We start from the raw sequence: 13,798 nt of genomic DNA on the forward strand, positions 1-13,798 counted from the left end.
CGATGTTATTTATTGATAATAAAGGGATTACAGATCCTAGAATAAACTTAGCAATTGAAGAATATTGTGTGAAGAATTTAGATATTAATGAAACATATTTACTGTTCTACATTAACGAACCTTCCATTATCATTGGTAAAAACCAAAACACAGTAGAAGAAATTAATGCAGATTACGTAAAAGAACAAGGAATTCATGTCGTTCGTCGTCTATCAGGCGGAGGCGCAGTATATCATGATTTAGGAAACTTAAACTTTAGCTTTATTACGAAAGATGACGGAGACAGTTTCAGCAACTTTAAAAAATTCACAGAACCTGTAACGAAAGCGCTCGGTAAATTAGGTGTAAATGCAGAACTAAGTGGTCGTAACGACATTTTAGCTGAAGGCAGAAAAATTTCAGGTAACGCGCAGTTCTCAACGAAAGGTCGTATGTTCAGTCACGGTACGTTACTATTTGATTCTGAAATCGATCACGTCGTATCAGCGTTAAAAGTAAAAATGGATAAGATCCAATCAAAAGGAATTAAGTCAATCCGTAGCCGCGTTGCGAACATTACAGAGTTCCTAAACGAAGAAATGACGACAGAAGAGTTTAGACAACTTCTTCTAGAAACAATTTTCGAAGGAGAAACAGAAATCCCAACGTATGAATTAACAGAAGAGGATTGGAAAGAGATCCATAAACTTTCTGAAGAACGTTACCAAAATTGGGATTGGAACTACGGAAAATCTCCGAAGTTCAACTTACAACATTCACACCGCTTCCCAGTTGGACAAGTTGACGTTCGTCTTGAAGTGAAAAAAGGAACTGTAACAGAATGTAAAATTTACGGTGACTTCTTCGGTTCACTAGATGTACATGACATTGAAGAGCGTCTAACAGGTGTACAATTTGATAAAGATGCATTCACTGTAGCTTTGGAAGGCGTAGATATTAAACGCTACTTCGGTAATATTACAACAGAAGATTTCTTACATTTATTCTTCTAAAAATAAGGGAGGCTGCCGTAATGGACAGCCTCTTTCTTTTTGCGTAGATTGTCATGTTTTGTCGGTAAGTCAATATATTTTAAAAATCGTTGATATATTTCGAGTTACGGTAGATATACTTGGAAAATCGTTGATATATTTCGAGTTACGGTAGATATATTCGAAAAATCGCCGATATAATTTCATATACCATAAAATCACAGGACATCTGCCCCTTACAAAGGAATATATATATTCAAAAGGAGGCGGATCGAAATGAAAAGGGTAATGTACGTTGTATATTGCTTAGCTTCGTCATCGGAATGACAGCCTGTAACGATGAAACGTCCTCAAGTCGCACAATTTTGTCTATCGGAAAGCCTGCGAAAGATAATGTTATATATTTTACGCATACAGATAACAAACGAAAGATACAGGAAATACAAGACATGTTTCAAAATAAGAAGTGGAAAAGAAATGAAACATTCAGCACTGTTAATAAAACACCAGATGTCGTCTTATCGATAGATGAAGACAATAAAGGGTTACCGGCATTATATGTTACGGTGTATTTTCATGAAGATGAAGCGGATGCTCTTAACTTGCACGGGGAGTATACGAGCTTGAATAAAGAAGAACTAGAAAAACTGAGAGAAAAGATGAGTGCATATTATCTTAAAATGATTTTTGCTCTAGTTTCATAAATTGCTTGTAAATAAAATCCCCTTATCCTTCCAAAGTAAACTAAGAGGAGGTGCTCTGTGTATATGCAGTTAATGGAATATCACTTGCTACTTTAATTTTCTTTTAATATAATTAATTTAGAATTTTTAAATATTCTAAATTTTATAAAGGTGGGGTTTGTGTGAATCTCGTTCAATCTTTAGCTGAAACGGCGAAAAAAAAGGGGGATAAACCGGCTTATATATTTATGGATCAGTCGGTCTCGTATGACCAATTAAACAAAATGGTCACAAGGTTTTCTAGCAATTTAGCAGAAATGGGCATTGGAAAAGGGGACAATGTCGCATTAGTTGTTGGAAACTCACCACATTTTTTGGTCGGTTTATACGGAACAATGAAAGCTGGAGCAACTGTTATTCCAGTTAATCCAATTTATACAGCAGACGAAATGCATTACATTTTACAAAATGGAGATGTAAAAACAATCATCGTACTCGACGTCCTTCTACCTGTTATACAATCTCTTACAACAAGACTTCCTTCACTTGAAAACATCATCATATGCGAAACCTCATCAGATTTTAACCATACAGAAACCGAAAAAATGAAAACGTTTACGAGAATGATAGGGGCTGGAGATTTAACTTTTGAAGGCCCAGAATTAGATGAAGAAGATGTAGCGGTTATTCTATACACTTCAGGTACAACTGGAAAACCGAAAGGTGCGATGTTAACACATAAAAACTTATATAGTAATGCGAGCGATGTGGCGTCGTATTTACAATATACTGCTGATGATCGCGTCGTTGCGGCTTTGCCAATGTTCCATGTATTTTGCTTAACAGTGGCGGTAAATGCACCGATTGTGAACGGAGCAACTATTTTAATGTTACCGAAATTTAGTCCGAAAGAAGTATTCCGTATTTGTCGCACGTACGAGCCAACGATTTTTGCTGGTGTACCGACGATGTACAATTATTTATATTTATTTGAAGAAGCAAGCGCAGAAGATGTGAAGACGCTTCGTCTTTGTATTTCAGGTGGTGCGTCAATGCCAGTTGCTCTTCTGCAAAACTTTGAAAAACGTTTTGACGTTATTGTTTCAGAAGGATACGGTTTATCAGAAGCATCACCAGTTACTTGCTTTAACCCGCTAGATCGTCCGCGTAAACCAGGATCAATAGGCACAAATATTTGGCATGTAGAAAACAAAATTGTGAACGAACTTGGGGAAGAAGTACCTGTTGGCGCAGTCGGTGAATTAATTGTTCGCGGGCCTAACGTTATGAAAGGATATTATAACGCTCCAGAAGACACAGCAGCGACATTGAAAGACGGATGGCTATATACAGGTGACTTAGCGAAAATGGATGAAGAAGGTTACTTCTATATTGTTGATCGTAAAAAAGATATCGTCTTAGTTGGCGGTTATAACGTATACCCTCGTGAAGTAGAGGAAGTATTATATACACACGAATCTGTAGCAGAAGTTGTCGTAATTGGCGTTCCTGATGAAAACTTAGGAGAAGCAGTGCGAGCTTACGTCGTTCTGAAACAAACGAACGTAACAGAAGAGGAACTGATGCATTATTGCACGTTACATTTAGCGAAATATAAAGTGCCAATGAGTATCGAATTTTTAACAGAATTGCCGAAGAATACGACGGGTAAATTGTTAAGAAGAGCGTTAAAAGAAAAAGCGATGCAAGTTTAAAAATAGGGGCAACCATCTTTATGAAGATGGTTGCCTTTGTATTTTTTAGAATTGGTTAAGCTATAACCCCATATATTTAAACCGTAATATGACTAATAAGGAGGAGATATACGTGGAGCAAAAGGAATTACGTTTACGGAGAGTTCAATATCTTATTTGTGACATTATGGATGAAATGAACGCTGAAAGTGAGAAGAAAAACTTAGAAATACTGCAGCAAGTCATTGATCATCTTTCAGGTGCGATAGGTGATTTAGTCGATCCATCAAGCTCGTATTCTATTGATTATTTAGAGAGAAAGGTTCATACGGCTCATTATTTACTATTTAAAAATGAACGAAAGGCATATTTGTGCAGGAGATGATATTTTTTGCACTTAATTGATAATGAATATCAATTAAGTAGTTGCGTTGCGTATATTTATATAAAAGCAGCTGATACATACGATGTTATTTTTAAAACTTATAAAAAGTAAACAAATGAAAATATGAAACTACCAAAAAAATTTGCTGACTTAAACAATCATTGGGGTGCGAAGTATGCCAATATTTTAATCCAAGAAAACATTTCAGTTGGAACAGATAATGGCTGGGCTCCAGATAAAGCGGTAAGCCGCGCAGAAGCAGCACAATTTATTGCGAAGACGGATAAGTTGAAGAAATAAATGAAACGGAATGAGAAATGAAGGCGCACAACGTTCACTTTTGTGAATAGATTGTGTGCTTTTTTTGTTGAGGGGTTTATTAATGGGATAGAGGTGGAGAAAGTATTGCCTCTTTTAATAAGGGGCTCGATAAACTTTATTTAAATCTATACCAAGATAAATGAAATATTATAATATAAAATTAATTTTCTGTGAATAACAATTATAATATTGTCGGTAAATTGTCGGATTTTGTGCACGAAATCTTCAAAACTTTAAAACTATATTTACTTTACTCTTTCGTTTGTTTACATTGTGATATGTAACATTATATATGTTAAAAATATTTCAGCGAGGTGAGTTTATGGAAGCAAAGAAATGGTATAGGTACTTAATCCAACTTATCGTAGTTGCATTAATTGTTACCTCCATACCACTGAATGGATTGGCAGAAACGGCACCACCGTTTACACCATCTCCAAATTCAGAACAAAGGCCAGAAACAGAAAAGAAAGAGGAAAAGGAAAAGGAAAAGGAGTTACCAGCTCCACATCCAGATCAGTTAAAGAAGGATAAGGCTAAAGCACAAGCAAATCCGACTGAGATTGTAGAAGAAAGAACGGAAACAGAAAAAGTTTTCGATAATAATGATGGTACGTATACGAAAAAGGTATATACGGAACCAATTCATGTTGAGAAAGATGGAAAGTTAGAAGAGGTTTCACCGAAATTAGTAGAAGCACCAAATGAAAAAATTGTAACAGAAAATACAACATTAGAACCAGAGTTCGAGAAAACAGCACAAGATGGAAAGTACGTTCAATTTAAAGTAAAAGATCATACGATTCAGTACAAATTAATGAGTGCAAATGGTGAAAAAGGTGAAGTGAAGCCGTCACCAGTTACTGCAACACATGAAAATAATACAGTCTGGTATAAAGGGATTTTCCCGAATATTGATTTAAAGAGTACGACGTTTAATGAAAACGTAAAAGAAGATTTTGTATTACGTGAATATACAGGACATCACATTTTTACTTTTGCATTAGAAACAGATTTAACACCGAATATACAGGAAGATGGTTCAATCGACTTCCAAAATGAGAAAAAAGAAAAAGTCTTCACATTACCGAAACCGTATATGAATGATTCAAATGTGGATCAACAATCAGGTGAGGCTGTAACGTCAGATGCGGTTCGTTACAATCTTGAGAAGAAAGATGAAAAAACATATACATTAACTGTTACCGCAGACCCGCAGTGGTTACAAGCACCAGAGCGAAAATATCCGGTATATGTGGATCCTTCTGTTGAACTAGGTAACTTTGAAAATGCGTACGCTGCAAGTGCCTATCCAACTGTAAACTATTCAGGAGGAAAACTTTGGGATTCCGGTCAAAATGCTTACACGTTAAAAGTAGGGTATTATGATGGGTCATCTGGAACAAACTTTGCATTTGTTAAACCGAATGTTTCAAATTTAAAAGGTGCAAAGATTGAAGGTGCTACATTCCATGCCTATACAGTTTGGCATTATTATGCGAATCAACCAAATGGTGTTTGGTTAGATGAAGTTACAGGTAGCTGGAATGTTGGTGGAGTGAACTGGAATAATAAACCGAACTCTGCAAATATTGCGCATGCTGATGTAACAAGAGGACAATGGGCAAAATTTAACGTAACAAATACAGTAAAAGCATGGGTGGAAGGCACAAAACAAAATAACGGCTTTAAGCTACATGCAAACGGAAATGGACAAAACCATTGGAAGAAATTTATTGCAGCTGAAAACGGAGCAAATGCACCGTACTTAGAAGTGAAATATTCTTACGCAAAACCGAATAAGCCAAGAGTACAAACTTACTCAAATGGTAGTGGTAGTGGTTCAGGTCACTTCAATCTACAATGGGATGCAGTTCCAGGAGCAACAGGTTATAAAGTTGCTATTTTTAATGGGTATGATTATGAATATATTCCTGTTGGGAATGTGACTAGTTGGACGACAAAAGATAAAAAAATCTTCCCGACGCCAGCAGAAATTGCACAAGGGGAATTTGAGTTCCATACAGATGGTACAAGTAGTGGTGGAGAAGCACCAGTTAATCCAGGGCCAATTTATAAAAATGCTCATTTAGCAGGTAGTCCCTATGGAGATTATAGTTGGAGACGTGGTTATTGGATTCGTATTGTTGCGACATATCCATTTGGCGATAGCCCGCTTTCAGATGAAGTAGTTCCATTTATTCCATTAGAGCAAGTGAAAAAGCCAGATGGTTCAGCTTACATTAATGCGACCGATAAGGCAACAGGATATGTGACATTGAAATGGGACCCGGTTCCTGAAGCATCTGGATATAAAGTTTGGATTTATAACGGAAAAGATTATGAAGCGTTCGATGTCGGAAATAAAACGAATTGGACAACGCAAAATGAGAAGATTTGGCCAACGAAAGATGAAATCGCAAAAGGTCAATATTTACTTCATCATGATAAAAAAGGGGCAGAATTAGCAGTTGATCCATCACTTGTGTATAAGAATTCTGGTGGAATCTATGCAGGTGCGCAAAACTATTGGTTCCGTGTAACAGCGTATAGTACAGCGGGGCATGCTGAAAGTGAAATTTCTCATGAATTTGTACCTAAATTCTCCCAAGACTTTGGATTTATGGGGATGTTTGATTACTGGGCATCTATTCCCGTTTTAAACGGACAAGTCAATGCTACAAATGGTAACTTTATCATGAGTGAGAAAGATATTACATTATCAGGGCGCGGACCGGACGTATCAGTAGAAAGAACGTATAATAGCCAAAGTAAAAAGGTAGGTCTATTTGGTACGGGTTGGTCGAGTGGATTAGAGGAAAGAATTTGGGCCGACGGAAATGGAAACTTACTGTTAATTTCTGCCAACGGAGCAAATGTTACATTTACTAAAACTGGAGACAATAAGTATCAAGCTCCTACTGGTATATATTTAGAGATTAAGCAAGTATCAGGCGGATATGAAATAAAAGATAAAGATCAAACTGTTACATTCTATAAATCTGGTGATGCACAGGGGCGTATTGAGTATACAAAAGATAAATATGGAAACACGACGACGTATGAATATGATGGTGAATCCCGTTTATCAAAAGTAAAGAATGCTTCTGGTAAAGAGTTAGTCGTACAATATGATGGTAATAATAAAAAAGCAGCAAGAGTAATCGGTCCAGATAACAAGACTATTACATTTAAGTATGATGGAGATTTACTCGTTTCTTCTACAACACCAGAAGGAAAAGTATATAAATACGGATATGATAATGGGGTACTAACATCTATTTATGATCCACAACATACAGATGCTAAACCATATAAAACATCGTATGCATATGAGAATGATAGATTAGTAAAAGTAACGGACCCATTAGGTAAAGCTACGACATTAGCATATAATACAGGTTCGAAGGAAGTTACGTTAACGAACCCTAAAGGACGTAAGACTGTTTATACGTATAACGATGCTGGAAATCCAGTGAAAACAGTTGAAGATGTGGGACGACTGAATTTAACGACATCGTATGAATATAATGCAAACAATTTAGTAAAAACAACAACTCCTAAAAATCAAACAGAAACAGCGACCTATGACGGTAATGGGAATGTAACTTCTGTTACTGATGAAATGGGAACTGAGAAGTTTGAATACAATAAAGACAACGGAATTATAAAAGCGACAGATAACGAAAATCGTGAAACAACAGTTGCCTATAAAGCTGCAAATACAGAAGTTTCTGAAACTGACCAAGCAGCAAATACATCATCTTTCATGCAGTATGATCAGTTTGGAAATCCAATTGAAACAACGAGAGAGTTAGGGACAGGTGAAAACCTAATTCAAAATCCAAGTTTTGAGATGAATGATACGCAGAGATGGACTGAAGAAAAGGGTAATAGCCAAGGAGCATTGAGAAAAGATACAATCTTTGCGCCAGGTGGATTGGGCGGATCTTCATCATTACGAATGATTGTACAGGCGCAAAATACTGGCTGGGGATATCATAGTGCGATTCAAGATATTGTAGTAGAACCAAATACAACATATACATTAAGTGGGATGATGAAAACATCATTAACACATGCTGGTGCATTCTTTAATGTTCAGTTGTTAAAAGAAGATGGAAATCCTCTTGATGGTGGAAATAATTGGTTTGATACGCGTCATAACAGGATAGAAGGCGAGAAAGATTGGACGAATCGCCAAGTAACTTTTAAGACGACAGGCCAAACGAAAAAAGTTAGAATATATCTACAAGTTGATTATAATCGAGCAGATTCAAGTGGTTCTGCATGGTTTGATAAGATGCAACTTGAAAAAGGAGAAGTGTCTTCAAGCTTTAATCCAATTGAAAATAGTAGTGTAGAGAATATGACGGAGAAAGGTTGTATTCCAGGATGGATTCGAGGCAATGGATCAAGTTGTGATCCGAAAGATACTTCCCATGAGGAAAGCTTTACAGGAGATTCGTCTATTGTATTAGAACGTAGCCAATATGGTGGTTCAGATGTAGGCTATGGTGCGCATATACATTTAAACCAACAAAAAGCAGAAACAATTACATTAACAGGGATGTCTAAATCTCAGAATGTAGAAAATACTGCATCAGATAAGCTCTCACGAGATTATTCTATTTGGGCAGATGTGTATTATCAAGATGGTAGTGGTACGAACTATCAGGCAAAATTCCCAAGTGGTACAAATGATTGGAATCGTAGTGCAGTTGTCATTCCTGCCACTAAACCAATTAAGCGTATGGAAGTCTACCTTCTATTTAGAAGAGAGAATAAAGGAAAAGTTTGGTTCGATAATATTCGTGTACTAGAAGGTAACGCTCTTATTAAAAACGAGTACGACAACGATGGAAATGTTGTTGCTGCGTATGATGAAGAAGGACAGAAGAATACATTCACATACGATGCATCAGGAAATAAAAAGAGCGAGACAGATGAAAAAGGAAATACAAAACTATATGATTACAACAAAGATAATCTATTAACGAAGGTTACATTAAAGAATGGTACCTCTGTTAATTATCGTTATGATCATAATGGAAATACAACAGAGAAATCTGTCATGTTTGGTGGGAAAACGCAAACACACAAATATGAATATGATGTAGATAATAAAAATACAGTGTATATTGATGCGTTAAACCGTCGTATTGAAAATACGTACGATGAAAATGCAAACAAGATTAAAACAACAATGCCAAACGGCTCTATTTTAGAATCTGTATATGATACAGCAGATCGCGTCGTTGGCGAAAAACGCAATGGAAAAGATTCATTTACATTTGAACGTGATCAAAATGGACAAGTTACGAAAGTAAAAGACCATGTCAACGGCGTAGAACGCACGAAAACATACGACAAGGCAGACCGCGTTACAAGTGCAACAGATAGCCGAGGCGGAAAAATTGACTGGGCATATCACGACAAAGCAAACAGTAAGACAGAAAAGTTAAAAGAACAAACAGTAACGCAAGGTGGATACACAAATAAAGTATCGTATGACTACAACACGTTAGATCAAAACATTCGTGTGACAGATGGCTCGCAAACGTATCGATTTGATTATGATGATCAAGGAAATGTTCGTACGTATACAGCTGGAAATGGTTCAGGTTCTACTTTCAACTATGACCATGCGAACAAGATTAAAGATTTAGTAGTAGGTACATCAAATAGCATTCTACTTTCGGAACGCTATGAATATGACCAATCAGGCAACCGCACGAAGATTAAACATGAAGGTGCGGGCGGAAAAATAACAGAAACAAACTTTGTATATGACCCGATTAACCAACTACTAAACGAGGCATTACCAAACGGAACAAGTAAATCATACACATATGATGGATTTGGAAACCGTACGAGTGTTAAAATTGTAGAGAATGGAAAAGAAACAAAATCTATAGCGGCAACATTCAATGAAGGAAATCAGCTTGTCAAATTCGGAAATGAATCATTAACGTATGATGCGAATGGCAATCGTACATCTGATGGGAAGTATAAGTATACATGGAATGAAGATGACCAACTTGTATCTATTACAAAACAAGGTGAGAGCAATGCATTCGCAACTTATAAGTATGATGAGGATAATCGTCGTATTGAAAAGAGTGTAAATGGTCAAGTAACACGTTATTTCTATGATGGAGACAGTATTAATCCGTTATATGAGACAGATGGTAGTGGCAACGTTCTTCGTCAATATGTATATTCTACAAGTGGCGTACGTCTAGCAATGAAATCAAAAGGGCAAACGTTATACTACCACTACAACCCTCGTGGTGATGTCATTGCGATGACAGATCAAAATAGAGAAGTTGTAGCAACATATGAATATGATTCATGGGGTAACGTATTAAAGAGCGACGCAAAAGGTATCGCAGCAGATAATCCGTTCGGATATGCGGGATACATGTATGATAAAGAGATTGGCATGTATTATCTGATGGCACGTTATTATAATCCAGAGCATGGTGTGTTCTTATCAGTGGATCCTGATCCGGGTGATGAGGATGATCCAGTTACAATGAATGGGTATGCTTATGGGGATAACAATCCTGTGATGAACATCGATCCAGATGGGCATTTAGCGTGGTTTGTTCCATTAGCTATACATGGGGCTAGAATAGCGGCTCCGCATGTAGGACGTTTTGTGGGTAAGCAATTGGCTAAGCGTTACGGGAAGAAGATGATTTATAAGGGTACAATAGGTAAAAGAACCAAACCTTTATATGGTCACTTGAAAGATTCTAAATTCGTTGGAGCGGGGAAAGATTTTACTAGTAGTCAGAAACGAAAAATTCTAGCAGAGAATAGAAAAAGGAATGGAGGGATTCTTAGATCGGATGCATCGGGGAAAAGGCTTTGCAAACCTAAACAAAGTAAAAAAGGTCAGAAGCATTGTCCAAATGAAGCGAATGTCGATCATTATTTCCCAAGAAGTAAAGGGGGCACCAATAGTTTTAAAAATGCACAGGTATTGGGACGAAAAGAAAATATTCGAAAATCAAATAAATATTAGATGAGGTAAAATTAATTATGGTGAAATTTAAAATCAATGTAGATAGAGAGAAGTTATGGAACGGTTGCATTTTAACATCAATTGCACATGCAATTAGTGTGGCGCATTATCCAGAATCCTCCTATGAGAATACTTGGGATGGCTTTAATTATAATATACAAAATGGGAGTGGAGCCCAAGGAACAATCACCTTTCATCCAGATTATTGTGTGATAGGATTGCAAGATTTTGAAAGTGAGAGATTTAATAATAAAGCAGATGCACTGATATATTTTGAGGAAGCACCTAAAAAGGTTATAGAGATAGCCCAGAAGGAAACGCTTCAATATCTTTTAGAAGATGGAGATGAAGAAGATACCATCTCTTTAATTACAACGGGATTTTGGATTGAAGAAAACGGTGCATATTCTATGGAACAAATAGAAGGTATTGAGGATAATGGAGGACAATTATTAGAAAAACAGTTGATGGATGTTACATCTGCAATTGAATTGTTAGAAGAAGAATATGAATTAACTGAAGAACAGTTAAAACTCTTAGTGTTGTTATATGAGAGAAAAATAAAAAATCCTAATAAAGTAATTAAGCTCTCTGAAAATGAGATAGCGATGATTGGAACAGATAATGTGGAAGGCCTACAAGAAAGTAAAATTTCCTTTGAACAAATCAATATTACTTGGGAATCTTGAAGAAAAGGAGCGTATTATAATTGGTAATGACAAATGAACAATTCGAGAGTTATCTTGATATGTGTTATGACAAATTAGAAAGTAAGCAGCAAAAATTTATTTCAGATTATAATATCGATAAATTTGATGAATATTGGTATGATCAAGATCAATGCATATTACAGTTTAAAAATAATGGTCAAGTTCTATTGGAATTTAGTATTGTATTTATAGGTTCTTGGTCTGGAAAGAGTAACAGTTGGATGTGGTCTTGGGCTAATGAGAATGTGGCTGATTATGCAAGAAGTAAGTCTAACTGTTTGAAAGATTTACAAAAGATTACAGGAAGTGAGGTTTTTATAAATCCACTTTTTGAATGCGATCAAGAAATGGCGTATGAGCTAGCAGCCTTTTCCATTGAATATTTAGATGCAGAAGGAATGTATATAGTACCGGATGAGAGAAATGATGTATTTATGGCTGTAATGTTACCGCATACGTTGTAAGTAGAAGGTACTAAAAATATAGATAAGGTGAAATGAAAAAGGGGGAGCTAGCTTTTAAGCTCTTCCTTTTTCATTTGTTGCAAATTCGAACAAAGTAATAGAAATAATACGTGGAATGAAAATGACCAAATTTTCGCCATCACAAAAAAAGGTGAAAATAATGCGTTTACAACATATAAATACGATGAAAATAATCGTCGTATTGAAAAGAGTGTAAATGGTCAAGTAACACGTTATTTCTATGATGGAGATAGCATTAATCCGTTATATGAGACAGATGGGAATGGGAACGTCCTTCGTCAATATGTATACTCTACAACTGGCGTACGCCTAGCAATGAAATCAAAAGGACAAACGTTATACTATCACTATAACCCTCGTGGTGATGTCGTTGCGATGACAGATCAAAATAGAGAAGTTGTAGCAACATATGAATATGATTCATGGGGTCACGTATTAAAGAGCGACGCAAAAGGTATCGCAGCAGAGAATCCATTTGGATATGCAGGATACATGTATGATAAAGAGATTGGTATGTATTATCTGATGGCACGTTATTATAATCCAGAGCATGGTGTGTTCTTATCAGTGGATCCTGATCCGGGTGATGAGGATGATCCGGTTACTCAGAATGGATATACGTATGGTGATAATAATCCGGTGATGAATGTAGATCCGGATGGACACAAAGCGTGGAAGAGTAAAGGGAAAAAGATTTGGTATGCAACGAAAGCAGGGACAAAAGCAGGTGCAAAGGCTGTTTATGACAGTTATAGCAGTATTGGGAAAGCCTTATCTTTATCAGTCGGGTTCTCTATTGGGTATTCTAAAGGGAAATTTGAATACAAAAAAAAGAATACACCGGCTTATAATAAAGCTTATGTAAATAAGGCTGCAAGGAAAGCTGGAATGAAAGTAGGTTTCAAAGCCCTAGGGGGTGTTGGATTAATAGAAGATGCTTATACTTTTGGATCAGCCGCATATAAGGGGTATAAAAAAGCTTATAAAAATTATGATAAAAATAATAAAAAATCTAGAAAGCGATCTAGGTGAGATAAATGATAGAATATATATCAATAATAAATTTTAATGTTGCGGACAAGCTATTTTCAATGATTTCGAAATATCCAATACGCGTAATTTTAATATGTGTAGGCTTGTTTTTTGTTTTGAAATGTATAAAACGAAGATTTTTGTTGTCAGCAGGGTTTATGATGATTGCACTTGCATTACTTATTGTTGTTACATTTACAGACTTGTTAACATTGGCTCTAAAAGATATTTCTATTACAGTACAATATATGAGTATCGTGGTATTTACGATTTTGTATTGTGTTATATTTGATTACGAATCCTCCCGTAATTAAATATCGTAGGAAGTAAAATGCTATGTTTTTATAGAATTATTGTAAAAAGACAATAAAGTTATGTGATTTTTAAACCTAAAACCTAAAACAAGCATAACCCCGTTCTAAATTTAGGACGAGGTTATGCTTATTTAATTTTCGATATAAGATACATATAGTATCTTTACGTT

General features: G+C 36.0%; 8 protein-coding genes and 2 pseudogenes. All 10 read left to right on the top strand.

Features of this window, described 5'->3' with window-relative positions:
- Window positions 1-2: 2 nt before the first annotated feature.
- The 10 genes and pseudogenes from JDS82_RS13520 to JDS82_RS29735 all read left to right on the top strand — a co-directional run bounded on the left by JDS82_RS13520 (window position 3) and on the right by JDS82_RS29735 (window position 13,628).
- Window positions 3-992, top strand: coding sequence for a lipoate--protein ligase (locus JDS82_RS13520; RefSeq protein ID WP_000897289.1), 990 nt, complete (start codon window positions 3-5; stop codon window positions 990-992).
- A 255-nt stretch (window positions 993-1,247) separates the two neighbouring features.
- Window positions 1,248-1,675 (top strand): annotated as a pseudogene (locus tag JDS82_RS13525) (hypothetical protein).
- A gap of 161 nt (window positions 1,676-1,836) precedes the next feature.
- Window positions 1,837-3,369: a long-chain-fatty-acid--CoA ligase gene (locus JDS82_RS13530; protein WP_199713447.1), complete on the top strand. Its 1,533-nt coding sequence runs from the start codon at window positions 1,837-1,839 to the stop codon at window positions 3,367-3,369.
- A gap of 112 nt (window positions 3,370-3,481) precedes the next feature.
- The gene (locus JDS82_RS13535) at window positions 3,482-3,733 is read left to right on the top strand and encodes a hypothetical protein (RefSeq protein ID WP_000435469.1); all 252 of its coding nucleotides are present in this window, start codon (window positions 3,482-3,484) and stop codon (window positions 3,731-3,733) included.
- A gap of 114 nt (window positions 3,734-3,847) precedes the next feature.
- Window positions 3,848-4,033: pseudogene (locus JDS82_RS13540) on the top strand (S-layer homology domain-containing protein); the annotation flags it as partial.
- Between the two features lie 343 nt (window positions 4,034-4,376).
- Entirely contained in the window at window positions 4,377-11,087 is a 6,711-nt protein-coding gene (locus JDS82_RS13545; RefSeq protein WP_242474902.1) for a DNRLRE domain-containing protein, read from the top strand.
- A gap of 17 nt (window positions 11,088-11,104) precedes the next feature.
- Window positions 11,105-11,776, top strand: a complete 672-nt coding sequence (locus JDS82_RS13550; protein ID WP_098057894.1) for a hypothetical protein — start codon at window positions 11,105-11,107, stop codon at window positions 11,774-11,776.
- Between the two features lie 20 nt (window positions 11,777-11,796).
- Window positions 11,797-12,261: a DUF6882 domain-containing protein gene (locus tag JDS82_RS13555; RefSeq protein ID WP_199713448.1), complete on the top strand. Its 465-nt coding sequence runs from the start codon at window positions 11,797-11,799 to the stop codon at window positions 12,259-12,261.
- 72 nt (window positions 12,262-12,333) lie between these two features.
- A complete protein-coding gene (locus JDS82_RS13560; protein WP_199713495.1) occupies window positions 12,334-13,314 on the top strand; it encodes an RHS repeat-associated core domain-containing protein in 981 nt (326 codons plus the stop codon).
- 143 nt (window positions 13,315-13,457) lie between these two features.
- Window positions 13,458-13,628 carry a hypothetical protein gene (locus tag JDS82_RS29735; protein WP_242474904.1) on the top strand — a complete coding sequence of 57 codons (171 nt, stop codon included), beginning with the start codon at window positions 13,458-13,460 and terminating at the stop codon, window positions 13,626-13,628.
- The last annotated feature ends 170 nt before the right edge of the window (window positions 13,629-13,798 follow it).

The sequence above is a fragment of the Bacillus cereus group sp. N14 genome, assembly GCF_016483555.1.
Lineage (GTDB): Bacteria > Bacillota > Bacilli > Bacillales > Bacillaceae_G > Bacillus_A > Bacillus_A wiedmannii.

Coding starts and splice junctions, on each gene's coding strand:
- JDS82_RS13545 (WP_242474902.1), top strand. CDS start 4,377: ATGGAAGCAAAGAAATGGTATAGGTACTTAATCCAACTTATCGTAGTT.
- JDS82_RS13550 (WP_098057894.1), top strand. CDS start 11,105: ATGGTGAAATTTAAAATCAATGTAGATAGAGAGAAGTTATGGAACGGT.
- JDS82_RS13520 (WP_000897289.1), top strand. CDS start 3: ATGTTATTTATTGATAATAAAGGGATTACAGATCCTAGAATAAACTTA.